General features: G+C 37.6%; 11 protein-coding genes and 2 riboswitches. Of the genes, 7 read left to right on the top strand and 4 right to left on the bottom strand.

Annotation, left to right across the window (positions count from 1 at the left end; all coding sequences use genetic code 11):
* The first annotated feature begins 141 nt into the window (after positions 1 to 141).
* From KGF34_RS00320 to KGF34_RS00300, 5 genes are read left to right on the top strand one after another with little or no spacing between them, the layout of a single operon-like run.
* Complete coding sequence (locus tag KGF34_RS00320; RefSeq protein WP_252559420.1) at positions 142 to 2,598, top strand: YfhO family protein; 2,457 nt, start codon at positions 142 to 144, stop codon at positions 2,596 to 2,598.
* 21 nt (positions 2,599 to 2,619) lie between these two features.
* Positions 2,620 to 3,996, top strand: a complete 1,377-nt coding sequence (locus KGF34_RS00315) for a Sapep family Mn(2+)-dependent dipeptidase (RefSeq protein ID WP_252559417.1) — start codon at positions 2,620 to 2,622, stop codon at positions 3,994 to 3,996.
* 49 nt (positions 3,997 to 4,045) lie between these two features.
* A complete protein-coding gene (locus tag KGF34_RS00310) occupies positions 4,046 to 4,834 on the top strand; it encodes a hypothetical protein (protein WP_195410568.1) in 789 nt (262 codons plus the stop codon).
* Between the two features lie 2 nt (positions 4,835 to 4,836).
* Positions 4,837 to 5,913: a glycosyltransferase family 2 protein gene (locus KGF34_RS00305; RefSeq protein WP_252559415.1), complete on the top strand. Its 1,077-nt coding sequence runs from the start codon at positions 4,837 to 4,839 to the stop codon at positions 5,911 to 5,913.
* Complete coding sequence (locus tag KGF34_RS00300; RefSeq protein ID WP_252559413.1) at positions 5,913 to 6,638, top strand: DNA alkylation repair protein; 726 nt, start codon at positions 5,913 to 5,915, stop codon at positions 6,636 to 6,638. The genes KGF34_RS00305 and KGF34_RS00300 overlap by 1 nt, the downstream gene beginning before the upstream one ends.
* Positions 6,639 to 6,686: 48 nt before the next feature.
* On the opposite strand, the gene KGF34_RS00295 is transcribed toward KGF34_RS00300, so the two are convergent.
* Positions 6,687 to 7,064, bottom strand: a complete 378-nt coding sequence (locus tag KGF34_RS00295; RefSeq protein ID WP_252559410.1) for a hypothetical protein — start codon at positions 7,062 to 7,064, stop codon at positions 6,687 to 6,689.
* A 159-nt stretch (positions 7,065 to 7,223) separates the two neighbouring features.
* Positions 7,224 to 7,345: riboswitch (FMN riboswitch) on the top strand.
* A gap of 122 nt (positions 7,346 to 7,467) precedes the next feature.
* Here KGF34_RS00295 and KGF34_RS00290 point away from each other — a divergent pair.
* Positions 7,468 to 8,121: an ECF transporter S component gene (locus KGF34_RS00290; RefSeq protein WP_243240593.1), complete on the top strand. Its 654-nt coding sequence runs from the start codon at positions 7,468 to 7,470 to the stop codon at positions 8,119 to 8,121.
* 47 nt (positions 8,122 to 8,168) lie between these two features.
* A riboswitch (THF riboswitch) is annotated at positions 8,169 to 8,265 on the top strand.
* An 87-nt stretch (positions 8,266 to 8,352) separates the two neighbouring features.
* On the top strand, positions 8,353 to 8,925 hold the full coding sequence (locus KGF34_RS00285; protein WP_252559407.1) for a folate family ECF transporter S component: 573 nt from the start codon (positions 8,353 to 8,355) through the stop codon (positions 8,923 to 8,925).
* A 162-nt stretch (positions 8,926 to 9,087) separates the two neighbouring features.
* Here the strand turns inward: KGF34_RS00285 and KGF34_RS00280 are convergent, their stop codons facing one another.
* The 3 genes from KGF34_RS00280 to KGF34_RS00270 are packed head-to-tail and all read right to left on the bottom strand — an operon-like array spanning position 9,088 to position 16,806.
* Positions 9,088 to 9,891, bottom strand: coding sequence for an MBL fold metallo-hydrolase (locus KGF34_RS00280; protein ID WP_252559405.1), 804 nt, complete (start codon positions 9,889 to 9,891; stop codon positions 9,088 to 9,090).
* A gap of 46 nt (positions 9,892 to 9,937) precedes the next feature.
* Positions 9,938 to 13,474: a helicase-exonuclease AddAB subunit AddA gene (gene addA, locus KGF34_RS00275; protein ID WP_252559403.1), complete on the bottom strand. Its 3,537-nt coding sequence runs from the start codon at positions 13,472 to 13,474 to the stop codon at positions 9,938 to 9,940.
* Positions 13,474 to 16,806: a PD-(D/E)XK nuclease family protein gene (locus tag KGF34_RS00270; RefSeq protein ID WP_252559401.1), complete on the bottom strand. Its 3,333-nt coding sequence runs from the start codon at positions 16,804 to 16,806 to the stop codon at positions 13,474 to 13,476. Before KGF34_RS00270 ends, addA begins: the two co-directional genes overlap by 1 nt.
* Positions 16,807 to 17,015 lie beyond the last annotated feature (209 nt).

The raw sequence follows: 17,015 nt of genomic DNA, 5'->3' as shown, positions 1-17,015 counted from the left end.
GTTTTTTCCAAAAATATAGTGCAAATTGCCATACAATGTGGTATAATAAATATTAAGTATAAATTTTAATATAATTATAGCCGTATTTAAAGGCTTTGTAAAGAATTTTGATTTTAATATTAACCCTTTATGGAGGATAATATGGGCAGGCAACTTGAAAGACACACAAATAAAAATCATCACTTTGGATTACAGGCTTTTTTGATAGCTTTGGTAACTGCCTGTGTGCTTATTATTCCGTTTATTATTTTTGACGGCGGAGTGTTTTATTACTACGGCGACTTTAATGTACAGGAAATTCCGTTTTACCAAATGGTACACGATGCGATAAAAAGCGGTAATCTCGGGTGGAATACAACTACGGACTTAGGTTCCGATTTAATTTCAAGTTACAGCTTTTATCTGTTGGGCAGTCCGTTCTTTTGGCTGACAATTCCGTTTCCGAGTGAGGCTGTTCCCTATCTTATAGGCCCGTTGTTAATTCTGAAATTATCGCTCGCCTCGCTTTCGGCATATCTTTATTTGAAAAGATATGTAAGACATGGGCAATTTGCCGTTATCGGCGGACTTCTGTATGCATTCTCGGGTTTTTCGATTTATAATATATTCTTTTTCCATTTTCATGAACCTATGATAATGTTTCCGTTACTGCTTGCGGCATTGGATTCATTTTTATTTGATAAAAAGCGTGGCATTTTTGCTCCGGCAGTGTTCTGCGCCTGCGTAGTTAATTACTACTTCTTTACGGGACAAGTTCTGTTTGTGATTATCTACTTCCTTATGCTTGTGTTTACAAAAACATATAAATTTTCTATAAAAGAATTTTTACTTCTTGCGGTAGAGGTTTTAACAGGTTTTCTTGCGTCTGCTTTCATACTTTTGCCGTCGGTTCTCGGCATTATGGGCAATCCTCGACTCAACACTCTGCCAAACGGTTGGGACGCACTTGTTCACAGCAGTCCGCAACGGTACTGGCTGTCGATTGCAAGCTTTTTCTTCCCTGCCGATATGCCTGCATTCCCGACATTTACGCCCGATTCAAACTGTAAATGGGCTTCTGTCGCAGGTTGGCTGCCGCTTGTCGGTATGACGGGAGCAATTGCTTATCTGCAATTAAAAAAGCGTGACTGGATAAAGAAAATAATCAGTCTGCTTATAATTATGGCATTTGTCCCTGTTTTAAACTCCGCTTTCCAAATGCTCAACAGCTCAATTTACTATGCAAGATGGTACTATATGCTTGTACTGATGCTCACACTTGCCACAATCCGTGCATTTGAAAGTCATCAGTCCGATTGGGGCAGGGCTGTAAGATGGTCAACGGGAATCACCCTTGCTATGACGGTTCTTATAGGATTTATGCCCAAAATTACCACCGTTACAACAAACGATGTCGAAACAGATGAATGGTCAATCGGTATTGCGGGCGACACACGAAGATTTTGGATATACGCACTCATTGCAGTTGTTTGCATTTTAGGATTTGTGCTTATATTTAAAAAATTCGGTTTCCATACAAAAGCATTTTATATTACAACAACCATCACACTTTGCTTTACAATTCTGCTCACAAGCGGATTTATTATCGGCTCAGGAACCGCATACAGTTCTACCATAAAGCCGATAAAAGAAAATATAATAAACAAGCGTGACACTATTCATATCGAAGACCTTGACGATGACAGCGTAAGAAGTGATTTTTACGAATGTCCCGATAACACGGCAATGTTTTGGCGGATTAAATCCATCAATTGTTTCCAAAGTTCGGTTTCACCTTCAATTATGGAGTTCTACGATTCTCTCGGAATGACCAGAGATGTTGCCTCACGCCCCGAAACAAATATGTACGGCATACGCTCTTTATTAAGCTGTAAATATCTTTTTGATTATATGGGTGACGATGCCGATATTTCAAAGTCATTTACAGAAAAAGACGGCAAAACAAAAATGCCTTACTGGAAATTCTTAAAAGCGGAAAACGGTTTCAGAATTTACGAAAACACCTGCTACATTCCGATGGGCTTTACCTATGATTCTTTCATTACAAACGAAGAATTTGACCTTATTACAAATTCTCACAAAACCGAGGCTATTCTGTACTCAATGGTTTTAAGCCGTGAGCAGATGCAAAAATATGCCTCTGTTACAGGATATTCCGATAAAGATTATAAATATTTGTACAGTAAAACACCCGAAAAATTTACAAGTAAGGTTAACGATTATTCTTACGATAAAGACACCTATACAAAGATTTGTAAAAGCCACGCCGATAATTCTTGTTCGGAATTTAAATACACTAATAACGGCTTTACTGCCGAGTTTGATAATACGGACGGCAACGAAAATTTACTTTTCTTCAGCGTTCCTTACAGTGACGGTTTTACGGCATATGTAAACGGTAACAAAACAGATATAGAAAAAGTAAATAACGGACTTATGGCTGTTTATATTCCCGAAAATACAAAATGCAGTATTGAGTTTGTTTACGAAACTCCGGGACTTTCCACAGGTATTCTTATTTCTGTACTTTCAGCCGCAGCATTTGCTGTTTACATTTTATCAATAATTATATTCAGATTAATAAAAAAGAGGAAATAATTACATTCGGAGGATTTTAAAATGATGTTTGGTGACAAAATATTAAAATATAAAGACGAACTTCTTGCAGATCTCAACACGCTCATAGGCTTTGAATCGGTTGCAAACGAAAAGCCCGAAGAATGTCAGAATGCAATAAATTTTATGCTCAAGAGAGCAAATGACTTTGGTCTTACAGGCGAACAGGTTACCGACGAAAGTATGCACATTCAGCTTGGCAGCAAGGGTAAACTTTGCGGTGTTTTAAGCCATCTTGATGTTGTACCCGCAGGCAATAATTGGAGCGTACTCCCCTATTCTCTGACAGAAAAGGACGGCAGACTTTACGGCAGAGGAATAGCCGATGACAAAGGTGCCGCACTCGTTACATTGTACTGTCTTAGAGCTTTAAAAGAAGAGGGTATTGACGGTGTAAATACTCTCCGTGCCATTTACGGTACAAGCGAAGAATGCGGTATGGAAGATATTGACGGCTATTTTGAAAAAATGCCTGTTCCCGACCTTTCTTTCACTCCCGACAGCGATTACGGTATTTGCTATGCCGAAAAAGGTATTTTACAGATTGAAGTAAGCACAAAAGGAAACCTCGCAACCGTACTTTCACAGCTACATTCGGGAAAAGCAATAAACGCCGTACCCGATATTGCCTATGCATTGCTTGATTCTTCAAACTATGATGAGCAAAATCTTCTTGAACTTTCAAAAAAGACAGAGGGTAATTTTGAATTCAACTCAACAATTGACGGTCTTATGGTAATCAGCCGCGGTAAAGCCGCTCATGCCTGCGAACCGCATAAAGGATTTAATGCCGCAGCAGCGCTTGTTGAACTTCTTGCAAAGGCATATACATCAACCGAAATCGGTACGATTTGTGACTTTATTGATATTGCCCTCGGAAACGAAACCGACGGTTGTTCCCTCGGACTTAAAACTCATTGCAGTATTTCCGGTGACCTTACCGTAAACCTCGGTTATATTCATATTGAGGGTAATGAGGCAAGAGCCGCATTCGACATTCGCTATCCCGTTTCAATTACAGGCGGCAGTGTTTACAGACAGTTCAGATATGCAGCTAAACATAATAAATTAGATGTTAAGGTACTTAACCACGAAAAACCTCTTTACATTGAAAAGGACAGTGAGCTTGTTAAGCTCCTTTCGGGCGCATATAAAGCAGTAACAGGCGAAGAACCCGAACTTTACACCACAGGCGGCGGAACTTACGCAAGAAAACTCGGCGGTAAAGGTCTTGCATTTGGCCCTGCTTTTAAAGATGATGAGGTTAATATGCACAATGCAGACGAAAGCATTGATAAAGAAAAATTCTTTACCCACGCACAAATCTGCCTTGAGGCAATGTACAGAATGTACTGCGGTATTTCTGACAACGAAAATTAATAAATTATATTGTTGTATAGACACACTTTAATTAACAAAGGATTTTTTTATGAATAAAGAAAAACTTATAAAAAATCAGGCGCTGACCTCCTTAAAAGGCTCATGGATAATTCTGATTGCAATGGTTCTTACAATATCTGCCGTAATGATTGCAATATACAGTATGGGAAGTATAGTTCAGTTAATTACAAAGTCACTTGATACTGCCACAGGTATGGCAAAATCGGGAAAAGAATTTACTTTTACTCTTATAAGCATAATAGATTTGGTTGTAATGTTCTTTTTAACACCTCTTATAAACGGATTTTTTAAATCTGTTTATACTGTTGCTCACAATGAAATACCGAGCTTTTGGGAAATATTCAGCTTTTTTAAATCACCTAAATTGTATTTTAAGACTATCTTGCTTAATCTTATTTTTGTTGTAATTCTGTCTTTGGCGTTTTTCGCATTTGACTTCGGTTACCTTGTAACTATGATTACAGATTCGCTTAAAACAAGCAATACCGCTCTTACTACGCTTATAACTGCCGTATTAAATATTGTATTCGGCGCTGTATCGGTACTTTTGATTTCATTTGTTTATTTGTTCTTCATAAATTATGCTATGTTTTTATTTATTGACGATTCAAATTCAAATGTATTTTGTTGCTTTGGCAAAGGCGTAAAAATGTTTGTTAAAAACTTTGGCAACACAATGAAATTGTATTTCGGTTTTGCCGGCTGGATTGCACTTTGCTTTTTTGTGGTTCCGGCATTTTATGTATTACCTTATATTTCAACTTCCTTTGCTACCTCTGCAAAGTGGCTTATATCAATTGAAAAAGGCAGGAATTAACTATGATAGTTTCTCTGTGTATGATAGCCTACAACGAGGCGGACGCTCTTAGCGGACTTTTTAAGGATATTTCTTTACAGGACTATCCTCACAACAAAATAGAGGTTGTATTTGTTGACAGTATGTCCACCGACAAAACCTATGAAATGATGGAAAAATTCAAAGAAACCGGTTACGGATTCCGCAATATTTCCATTGTACAGTGTATGAAAAAAAATCAGGCGAGTTCATGGAATGCCGCTTTGATGACTGCCCGTGGCGATGTAATAATAAGAGTTGACGCCCATGCCCGTATTCCAAAAGATTTTGTATCACGAAATATTATGAATCTTGAAGACGGTGAGAATGTAGTCGGCGGCGGCAGACCAAACATTACATCCGACATCTCTTCATGGAAACTCACTTTACTTGCTGCCGAAGACTCGCTTTTCGGCAGTTCGGTAGCCTCATATCGCAGACCGTCTGCACAAAAAGAATACCTCGACAGCCTTTTTCACGCTGCTTACAGACGAGAAGTAATCGCAAAAGTCGGCGGTTTTAACGAAAATCTCGGAAGAACAGAGGATAATGAGTTTCACTACCGCATAAGAAAAGCAGGCTATAAGATGTGCTGTTGCCCTGACATCGTGTCATATCAGCACGCAAGAAACAACCTTAAATATATGGTTCATCAAAAATATTCAAACGGCAGGTGGATAGGACTTACCCTATCGGAATGTCCGGGTTGTCTTTCCTATTTTCATTTTGCTCCGTTTCTTTTCGTAATGGCATTGCTGTCCTGTTCTATCCTCGCATTTCTCGGACTTCCGCTGTTTTTATATGTTTTGCTTGCAGTTTACGGAATGTTTGACATTGTAAATACAGTCGGTTGCTGTACAATGAAAAATGTTCAGCCGCAGTTTGTACTTTTGCCGTTCATCTTCCCTATGCTCCATATTGCATACGGAATAGGCACAATAGTCGGCTTAATTCAGATTCCGTCATGGCAGAAAAGCATAAAAAACAGTAATGCAAAAGAAAAGATTGAAAAGGTAAGACGCAAGGTAATTCAGAATACCCTGAAACCGGAGGAACGCTGATGTTTACACTTGACAATTGGTCAGCGGATGACTACGATAATCTTACCGAGTACCTTAAAAGCAATGCAGATTTAAAATACAGAGATTTTCATTCTTCGCTTGTTCCCGATACCGAAAGCAACAGCATTATTGGAATTCGTATGCCGATTATGCGCAAAATTGCAAAAGAAATTTCAAAAGGCAATGCACGGGAATTTCTTGATATTTCTCAAACAGAATATTATGAGCAGCGTATTATCTCCGCCCTTGTTATGGGACTGATAAAAACCGAAAGTTTTGACGATTTTGTTTCTCTTGTAAATGCTTTTGTCCCCAAAATAAATAATTGGGCAGTTTGTGACGGCTTTTGTGCGGGACTTAAGGAGGTCAATAAATATAAAAAGGAATTTTTTGACTTCCTTTCAAATTACTTAGAAAGCAAAAATGAGTGGTACATTCGCTTTGCATTTGTAATTATGCTTAATTATTACCTTGAGAGTGAATTTATAGACGATGTGCTTGCTCGTTGTGACAGCGTAAACAGTGATAAATATTATATTTTAATGGCGCAAGCATGGATGCTTGCAACAGCATATGCAAAGCAAAAAGAAAAAACTCATAAATATTTTCTGAACAATAACCTTAATGACGCTACTTTTAATAAAGCTATTCAAAAGTGCATTGAAAGCAGACGGGTTACAGATGATGAAAAAAAGTTTTTAAGAACTCTTAAAAGGCATAAATAATTAATAACAAAAGCCAATTAATCGCATATTGATTAATTGGCTTTAATATTACCTGTATAAATCTATTAAATTGTTTATAGTATCGTAATCGCTTTCGGATATTTTGTACTTGTGCTCCGAATCAAAACTAAAACTGATATTTTTATAACTGCATATCGTAATACTGTATTTTTCGTTATCATCAGTATATGCCTTAAGCCATAACCCGCCGTCCCTTTCTTCGTTATCCGATGACAACTCGGCTTTAGAGAGAATATCAAGTATTTTCTCTGAATCTTCTTTATTAAAATTGACTTCATTTTCATCAGGTTTTAGCCAAAAAACACTTGCAATTTTATCAAAATATACATCATTATTAACCTTGTTACTCTGACAGCCGCCAAGTATAATAAGAGTTGAAATTAAAAAAATCAGAAATTTTTTCATACACTCACCTCACAATATGTTAATTTTATTTTAAGGTATAAATAATTCATTGTCAATATAAATTAATATAATAAATGATTGTTTCATAAATTGTGCATTACATAAACAAATCTTATTTCATATTGACAAATCAAACATAAGGATTATAATATAATTAACAGTTGTCTTCGGGGCGGAGTGAAATTCTCCACCGGTGGTAAAAGTCCACGAACAAGCAATTTGCTTGCCGAGTCTGTGAAATTCAGACACCGACGGTATAGTCCGGATGAAAGAAGAAACGCAAACAATCAACATTGCCTTTAGCTTTGTTGAACCTTTTGTGCAGAAAATTTCCCCGTTACGGCAGTAGCGGGGATTTTTATTTTCTCGGGACATCTGAATTTATTTCTAAGGAGTGTGTTCTATGAGAACAGCACAAAACAGTCAAAAAATTATGACAACCAAAATCACCGTAACGGCACTTTTAACTGCCGTTGCCATTGCACTTCAGTACATTGAAGTTCCTATTCCGCTTGTACCGTCATTCTTAAAACTTGATTTTTCGGATCTGCCCGAACTCATCGGCGCATTTGTGTTGGGCCCGCAGTACGGCATAATTATTTGCCTGCTTAAAAATCTTATTCATTTACCTGTATCAAGTTCAATGTTTGTCGGCGAATTTTCAAACTTTATACTCGGTGCTATTTTTGTGTTTGTTGCAGGCATTATTTATCAGTATAACAAAACTAAAAAAGGCGCTTTAATCGGTTGCGTAGCAGGTGCATTTGCAATGGCTGTATTAAGCGTAGTTACAAACTACTTTATAGTTTATCCTGTTTATGCCGAGTTATGGGCAGGCGGTGATATGAATGTAATTGTAAATATGTACAAATTACTTCTTCCGTCTTCAGACACATTGCTCAAATCTTTAATCATCTTTAATGTGCCTTTTACCTTATTTAAAGGTATAGTTGATGCAGTTATAGCTATGATTATTTACAAGCCGCTTTCAAATATGATTGTTCGTATGAATACGGCTTTTACAAAAAAGCGTAATTCAAAAGCTGAAAAGGCTTGACTTTTTTCGACATAGTGATATAATGTACTTCGTAAGCATTTTTGCTTAACAGAGTAGAAATTTGTGCGTAAAGTGTTTTGTGGACGGGGAGTTGCCACAAAAACGAAAGGGTATCCTGCGGTACAAGTTTCGCATCCCGCTGTTACTTTGGGACTGATAGCGGGCAGAATTTCTGTCCGCTTTTATTTTTCTCCTAAAGCAACACCGAAAAAATCTTTAGGAGGAAAATATATGTCAATTTCTAAAAAGTTCTATAATTCTTTTACAGAACTAAAGTCAGTTAAGTCACTTGCCATGATTGCAATGCTGCTTGCTCTTAGAATCATCCTCGGATTCATCGGCAACAGCACCTTGCCTTTCTTTGGCAACAATGTAAAATTAAGCGGTGCATTTTTGCCGATAGCAATTACAGGCTCGATGTTTGGCCCTGTACCTGCTATGATTGTCGGTATGCTTGGTGATGTTCTTTCATTCATTATGAATCCGACAGGCGGTGCTTACTTCCCCGGTTTTACAATCAACGGTATTCTTACAGGCCTTATTTACGGTTTATTTCTCTATAAGAACGAAGTAACTGTTCCAAAGGTAGTCATTGCTTGGGTTATCAACTGCATTGCTGTTGAAATCTTCCTTTCCGCATATTGGCTCTTCTTCTTGTATGGCACTTCTTCGGGCAAGTCATATTTCATTTACCTTTCAGCAAGACTTATCAGTCAGGCTGTTAAATGTATTCCTGAAATTTTACTTATTCTTGCCTGCGGTAAGATAATGTCACGAGTAAAACTCCCACAAAAAGCTAACTGATAACAAAATCGGCTGTTGCAAAATTTGCAGCAGCCGTTATTTTTGCTTTGATTTTAAATGTCTTTTTAGTTAAAAGTTTTTTGAAATTATTGTTTAGCAGAATACTTCGCAAAGCAACTATAAAAGTTTACTGTTTTTCAAAATTCATTCCAAACCAACACTTTACAAAATATCAAACACTTCAAGGTCATTCGGAATATACAGATTTCCGCTGAAATACTCTCTGCCCTCGTTATAGTACAAAGTTTTTCTGTTTTGCAAATTCTTATCCTCCGTATGATATAAAATAAGATTTTTTATTTTTAACTCTGCTGCGAGTTTGCAGGCGTCTGCAACGGTGGAATGGTTTTTCTCATACGGCTTAAAAATATCCGCCTGCGAATACAGGCAAAAAGCCTCGTGTAAAAGCCATTCACTGCCATAGACATATTCTTTTTCGCAGTCGTGGAACGGCTCGTCACCGCAACAGGTAAGTTTTTTACCGTCGCCGTAATACATGGTAAAACCAAACTGCTTTGTCTTAATTGACCTAACATCAAAAAAACGCACTCTGTGCCCTATTATATCAAGCTCTTCTCCGTCCTCAACGGTTACAAGATGAAGTTTATCTCCTATTAAATCAAGCTCACGCTTAAGTAAAAGCAGATTTGCAATTTCTCCGATGATTTTTATTACTTCGTCATGACCGTAAATATACGCCTCTCCCTCATATGTATTGCGGTTTATATGTTGGCAAATCATTCGTACAAACCACATTATACCAAATAAATGGTCCATATGCTTGTGTGTAATAAAAATATGTCTTATGCTTTTCCAGTTGATTCCCGCTGACTTTAGCTGTTTAAAAATCGTATTTCCGCCACCGCCGTCAACCATAAAATTCTGCCCGTTATCCGAAAGCACAAAGCAAGTATTGTAACAGTCGGTTACGCTGGCACACCCTGTGCCGAGTATTGTCAGTTTCAAAATATCACCCTGTAAAATAATACCATATTTCCCGTTAATTGTCTATTTAGCAGTCGACCGAAATATAATCGTTAAGGTGAATTGAATAAATTATACATTCTTTTACCTTATAGTCGGTAAACTCCTCTACCGCAAGTTTGTAAAGATTTAACTGCTTAGCATAAAGCTCTTTCAATCTGCTTATATCACGAACACGGTCAGTTTTATAATCAACCACAACAAGTTCGTTATCCTCTTTAAAAATAAGGTCAACAGCTCCCTGCATTACCACTCTTGTGTCGGCAGAATTGCCCTCAAGCGTGCTGTCGAGCATACCTGCTTTGATATTTACGGTAAAGCGTTCTTCGCGCATAATTAACGGCGAAGCTGTAATTCGCTTTGCAAGACTGCCGTCAAGGAATTTTTGAATTTCATCTTTATTAATGGCGTCAAACTGCTCTTGCGTCAAAATATTTTCGGATAAAAGTCGGTCAAGTTCTGCCTGCAAATCATTTTTAGCATCTTTAAAATTGCAAAACTGCAAAAATTTATGATGAGCCGTACCTCTTTCAACAGCCGATGTATTCCCCTTAGACATAAATGCAGGTTTAAGAAAAATTTTATCAAAGCTGTCGCCCTCATTATGGGCAAGTTCAGAGGCACTGACTTTTTGAGGAATTTTTAGAACAGCTTGATTTCTGTATACAAAACCTGTTCTCTCTTTTAATAAATCTATTACGGAATTATCGTATATTTCGTTATCGGAATTATTTTTTGCATCATTACTTCGTTCATCTGTTTCACTTACAAAATCAGACGGACTTATAAAATTAATCTGCCACGGCAAATCTTCCGATGCCGTGCCCATTAAATCCGATTCACCTATTTGCAATTTCATTCTCAATTCGTTATGCAGCGGATGAACAAGCGCACACATACTCACCCAGTCGCTTATTGACCTTGCTTTCATAACCGCATACGGGTCAATTACACCGCCTGCAAGTTTTGAATTTAATTTTACAAGATAATCTTTCGGGTCTTTTTGCGATGATATTACAATCAGCTTTTCTTTTGCACGGGTTAGCGCAACATAAAGAACACGCATCTCCTCGGCAATTTCGTTTTCCGATATTTCCACTCCCACCGCCATTCTCGGCAATGTATTGTATCTGCAAAATCCGTCAACTCTCCTTATGCCAAGACCTGCCTTACTGTCAATAAGCACATCTGCGCTCAAATCGGTTTTATTAAACTTTTTTGATGAACAGGCAATAAAGCAGACAGGATACTCAAGACCTTTAGATTTATGAATACTGATTACTTTTACTGTGTTTTCGGTTTCACCGTTTGCACCCGATGACGATTCAAGGTCGGCACCGTTTTCAATCAGCTTATCCATATATGTTATAAATGCCGACAATCCCCTGTAACCGCCCGACTCAAAGCCACGGGCATATTCCCTTAAAAGATTAAGATTTTTTATGCCTTTTGAACCGTCAATTGCGGAAATGACTGCAGAAAAAGAAGTAAGCTCATAAATTCTGTCCAACAGTTCATCAACGGAACAGGTGCAGGAATATGTTTTGAGCAAATTAAGTTCCCTTAAAAATTCGGCTGTGCGACTGTCATTTTTAGCGTAAGCGGCAACTGCCGAATACAAATTAGTATGCCTGTTGTTGCCTTTGATTTTTGCGAGTTCGTCAACGGTAAAGCTGTAAACAGGACTGCACATTACAGAAAGCAAAGGAATATCAAGCGACGGATTGTCTATGCAGCGCAAAAAGTTAAGCATAACCTTTATTTCGTTCGCATCAAAAAAGCTCTCTTTTATCTCTGAACTTGCAGGCACACCAAGGCTGTTTAAAATATTTACAAAGTCAGTCGCCGTACTCTTTGTACTTCTCAAAAGAATTGCACAATCACCGTATTCAAGAGGCTTTTTATCTTTGCCTACGGTAAATCCCTCTGCCCTCATTTTAAGAATTTTGTTTGCTATAAATACAGCCTCATTCTCTACGCTTTCGTCCGAACTTTCATATTGAATATAGTCAACTTCAAAATTACAGCCGTCACTCGGCGGATATGACGCACCGACATTCAGATATTCGTCAGTACCGTAATCCATTTTTGCCGAAGTTTTCGTCATAAGATTTTTAAAGATAAAATTGACTGCCGAACAAACCTCTTTGCGGCTTCTGAAATTCATATCAAGAATTATAGCCGCAGGGAAAATCTCTTTTTCTCGGTCATATTTATTGTATTTATCCTTGCGGTCAATAAAAATTTCGGGCTTTGCCTGTCTGAATCCGTAAATGCTCTGTTTTACATCGCCGACAACAAACATATTGTTTTCGTCCGTACTTACGCATTTAAAGATAAGGTCCTGAACATCGTTTACATCCTGAAATTCATCGACCATAATCTGGTCAAAACGCTTTGAAATTTCCTTTGCCTGCTCGGTTTTTGTATATCCGTCACCGCAAGGCTCGGCAAGTAATTTTACGGTCAAAAGCTCTACATCCGAAAAGGAAAGAATATTCTTTGCATACTTCATTTCAGAAAATTTGCTTAAATACGCTTTCACTACCTCAAAAAGCTCAGCAACTGTTTTGCTTAAATAACCAATCTCGTTTTTTATTTCTTCACTGCTCCACATAAAGATATTGCAAATACTTTCAACCGATTTCTTGACATCCTCACGGGAATTTGCTATCGAATTTTTTATCGGGTCATCCTTATATCCTTTAGGAGTTTTAAGTCTGCCTTTCACAAAAGTTTCGGCAAATCTTTTTATTTCATCCCACGAACCGTCCTCAAAACGCTCCGACAATTTTTCAAAATATGCTTTATCGTCAAGCAGCAGCGGCAAATTTGCATCTCGGAGTTTTTCGTCCCCATCAAGCAATTTAATTGAATTAATCGTAATCAAAAGCGAGTGGTCAACCATAGACCTTGCATATTTAATTAATATTTTGCCAAAAAGCGATTGTTCAACGGGAATTTCGGGACTGTACTTTAACAACATATCGTCAAGCCACTTTTCGCCGAACGGTTGGGTTGCAAGAAAATCAGAAATTTTCAGCACCGCCGCCCTTAAATTATCGTCACCGTTTTTATTTGCAAAAGCGTCAACAAGCGCCGTAAAATCGGGGGTATTTTCTCTGTAAAAATCTTCAAGTACGCTTTCAAGCGCCTCACTGCCGATTACTTTTATTTCGTTTTCATCGGCAAGGCGAAAATCCTTTTGCACGCCGAGAATATGAAAATACTCTCTTACCACAGAACCGCAAAAGCTGTCTATTGTACATATGCTTGTATTGTACATAAGCTGTCGCTGGCGCAAAAGCAAAGAATTGTACGGGTCATTTTCAAGGAGCGAATTAATGGCTTTGGCAAGTCTTTCTTTCATCTCGCTTGCCGCTGCTCTCGTAAAAGTTACAATAAGCAATCGGTCAACATCTATGGGATTTTCTCTGCGTGTTATCATTCTTATAATTCTTTCGATAAGTACGGTAGTTTTGCCCGAACCCGCAGCCGCAGATACAAGCACACTGCCGCCTTGAGCATTTATCGCATCGGTCTGCGCATCAGTAAAAACAGCCATTACTCCTCACCCCCGTTTTCCTGTTCTTCTTCAAGTATTCTGCATACCTCGTCGTTTTTAAGTGAAAAACTGTTTCTGCAGTCACTCATATGATATGCACAAATACTGTCATACGGACAATATTCGCAGGAATCTTTACCGCCTTTAAGCGGAGAAGCCTCTACATTGCCCGAATAAAGCGTTGTACCCATTTTTGCAACCGTCATATCAAGTTTTTTGAAAATCATACCCAATTCTTCAAGGCTCGCAAGACTTCCGCCCGCTGTAAGCGTTCCATTTTTTGTATTGAATGAAATATAAGCGGCATCCGAATTATCAATAACATCAAGAGAATTTAACAGCATACCGTTCATTTTAAGTCCCTTGGAAACCTGCTCGTTTATCTGCTCGTCACTTATGGTATTATCGGCAGAAATCGGCTTTACGGTGGCAGGCATATAGAGTATTCCTGCAGGAGTAACCTTACCGTAACGCTCTTCACCGCCAAGCGTAATGGCGTAAAGATAGATAAGCATTTGCAAATTAAGTCCGTACAAAATATCAGACAGTTTAAATTCCTTTGAACCTGTTTTATAGTCAATAATTCTGATATAATTTTCCTCGCCTTTTTTCAGAATATCTACCCTGTCAACACTGCCCCTTAACAATATTTTCTGCCCCGTAGGCAAAACGACTTCGTACCCCGGAATATCTCCGTCTATTTTAAGTTCACAATCCACGGGTTCAAACCCGCTGTTCTTAAGTTCTTCTATGATATGCAAAACAAGAAAATGTACATTTTCTCTTATCTTATTGAACCTGTACATAAAGCGGGGAGTATTTTTTTGTGAACCGCCGAAATGTTTATTGACATAATCATCAAGAATACTGTCACATTCCTTGTTTATCTCATCTTCACTCATATTTGAAAATTCGTTTTTAGAGTATTTGCTGAAAAATACTTCCATAATATAATGAATAAAAGTACCGTATTCAAGGGGATTTATCTCCGCTTTTCTGCGTTCACGAACATTCAGACCGTAATTGCAAAAATATGAAAATCTGCATAAACTGAATTTTTCAACCTGCGAGGCGGATATGTTTAAATCATTGCCAAACAAAAGACCTACATTGCTTTTATCATCAAATACAAAAGGCTTTGCTTTACTTGCGTTTGCAACGGCACTGTACTTATCTTTAAATATTTCGTTTTCGGAAAAATATTTTTTTAACGCTCTTTCTTCATTGCTGTCACTGTTAAAATTTCTTGCACACTCCTCAAACGCAGGCAATATAGCCCATGTGCTGTCCGCAACCGAGCAATACTCTTCTTCTCTGTGCAATAAAATATTCGGAAAAACAGCGATTATTTCATTTATAATTGAAGATTGCATATATGTGCCGCCCGTAAGGTCGGTTTTATAGAATGAAACAAAAAGTTTTTGCGACGGCGCTGTTGCGGATTTGTAAGCCATATAATTTTCAAAATCCGCAAGTTCGGCAGGTTCATCTCCGAAAGGAAGATTATTGGCAATAAGCGTTTTTAATTCGTATGCAGAAAAAAGTCCCGATGCGGAAGGTACTGCCGGAAATACTCCGTCAATACAACCTATAAGGAAAACGGCTTTTTCATTATTAAGTCTTACACGGGTTGCCGTACCCACCGATACACTGTCAACCGTACGGGGAATATCTGCGATTTGCAGTGCCGACAATCTTAGCGACAACAACTCAAAATACCTTTTCAAAGATATTTTTAAATCACCTGCAACCGCAACGGTTTGGTCAAGAGTGCCCATAAGCAAATTCCACAGTCTGATTTGCTCTTTTGCCTGTGCAATTTCACCGTTTGCCTTAAGTTTGTCATACATATTAGAAATAGCATCTGTAACTTTTAATTCGCATAAAAGGTTATAGAGTAATTCAGTTATTTCTTTTCCTGTCTTGTCCTTAATATTTTCTTTAAAATCCTGCAAAGGATGTGCAATACTTTTTCTGACTTTTTCAGCCATTCCCAGTTGTTCAAAATCAGACTGTGTAAATTTGTCTGAATAACCGTTAGGATTGTTCTCGAATGGTCTTAAGAAGGCAGAACCGTTAATATTCCACACATAAACATAGTTTTCAAAGGCTGATATTTCTTCATCGGAATTATTGCTGAGTCCTGTTTTTAAAATTGCGAGTAAATCATCTTTTTGCCAACCATTCAAAACAGCATTGAAAATCGAGCATACATATCGAATAACGGGCTTAATATAAATATCGTAGCTCATATCCATAAAATACGGAATTTCGTATTTGTCAAACACAGTATTCAAAACACCCACATACGGTGCAATATCTCTGCAAATTACGGCAATGTCGGAATACAAATACCCTTGCTCGATAATGAGTTTTTTAATCTGTTTTGCAACAAACTCACATTCTCCGTACACGGTATCGGCAGAAAAAGCAGTTATTGCATTTGTTTTTAACTCATATTTTTTATTTTTGTTTTGATAAAAATTCTTTTCAAGAATTTTTAGTTCTTCACTCTCATTTCTGAAATTTTCTTCAAGTTTTATCGGCGATTTTATATCAATATTTTCTGCCTTTGCAATAGCTTTCAGACTTTTATATGTATCATTTGTGGTGCTGAAAAGGCTTTGTTGTTCATCTTCAAAAGGATTTAATGTAAGTGCAACAAAAGCGCTTTCACACTGCATAAATAACAGTCTTAACACCTCAAGCTGTTGTTTTGAAAATCCGCTGAAAGAATCTACAGCAAGTGTAAAACCGTCAAAAATATTTTTCTCTTTTAAAATTTCCACTGCTCTTGTAAGATTATCAAGTGGGTCTATATAACTTTGTTCAACAATAGCGTCAAAAGTGTCTATTATTAACGCAGTTTCCCTTAGTTTGGTTTTCAATGTTTTATCATCAACCAAAGCCGATACATTTCTTAACATCTCGGTAGAAATCTTCGCCTTTTTACATTCCTTAAGTGCAGAAAGCATTGCCTCAATCACACTCTTTTTGCCGCTGCTGTTTGCAAACATTTCAAGGCTTGTGTCAAGCTGTTCGAGTGCAAGGCTCATAATTACCGCTCTTGTGCTGTCATCGATAACATTTTTCTGTTCAAAATTAATCGTATCAAAAACATATCTGCAAAAGCGTGAAAAACCGAATACTTTTACATTCTGGCACTTTTTTGCGCCGAGCCTGTCGAGAAACACTTTTTCTGTTTCAAAAGAACTTTGATCGGGAATAAGCATAATTATGCGATTTTCTCCCGATTCCGCAAGTTTTGTAAGCGTATTATACAGGTATTCCGTTTTGCCTGTACCGCTTTTTCCGAGTACAAATCTAAGCAAATCTATCCCCCGTTTCAGGTGTAGTAAATAAATTATATTACGCTTAAATGACAAAGTGAAGTTAGGGTAAATATACCCTTTTCACAACAAAAAGCCAAATAAGCGGTTTTATGTAGCTTTTAAGAGGATATATACCCTCAAAAAGCCGAAATTTAATATATCTCACTGTCTTTTTTGCATGGCAAAGCAGACAGATTGAAATCTCGTTT

It is taken from the genome of Ruminococcus sp. FMBCY1 (assembly GCF_023921805.1).
In the GTDB taxonomy this organism is placed as follows: domain Bacteria; phylum Bacillota; class Clostridia; order Oscillospirales; family Acutalibacteraceae; genus Ruminococcoides; species Ruminococcoides intestinale_A.
The sequence above is the reverse complement of the archived record's forward strand: the minus strand, read 5'-3'. Positions and strand labels throughout refer to the sequence as shown.

Coding starts and splice junctions, on each gene's coding strand:
- KGF34_RS00310 (WP_195410568.1), top strand. CDS start 4,046: ATGAATAAAGAAAAACTTATAAAAAATCAGGCGCTGACCTCCTTAAAA.
- KGF34_RS00315 (WP_252559417.1), top strand. CDS start 2,620: ATGATGTTTGGTGACAAAATATTAAAATATAAAGACGAACTTCTTGCA.
- KGF34_RS00290 (WP_243240593.1), top strand. CDS start 7,468: ATGAGAACAGCACAAAACAGTCAAAAAATTATGACAACCAAAATCACC.
- KGF34_RS00285 (WP_252559407.1), top strand. CDS start 8,353: ATGTCAATTTCTAAAAAGTTCTATAATTCTTTTACAGAACTAAAGTCA.
- KGF34_RS00305 (WP_252559415.1), top strand. CDS start 4,837: ATGATAGTTTCTCTGTGTATGATAGCCTACAACGAGGCGGACGCTCTT.
- KGF34_RS00300 (WP_252559413.1), top strand. CDS start 5,913: ATGTTTACACTTGACAATTGGTCAGCGGATGACTACGATAATCTTACC.
- addA (WP_252559403.1), bottom strand. CDS start 13,474: ATGGCTGTTTTTACTGATGCGCAGACCGATGCGATAAATGCTCAAGGC.
- KGF34_RS00295 (WP_252559410.1), bottom strand. CDS start 7,064: ATGAAAAAATTTCTGATTTTTTTAATTTCAACTCTTATTATACTTGGC.
- KGF34_RS00320 (WP_252559420.1), top strand. CDS start 142: ATGGGCAGGCAACTTGAAAGACACACAAATAAAAATCATCACTTTGGA.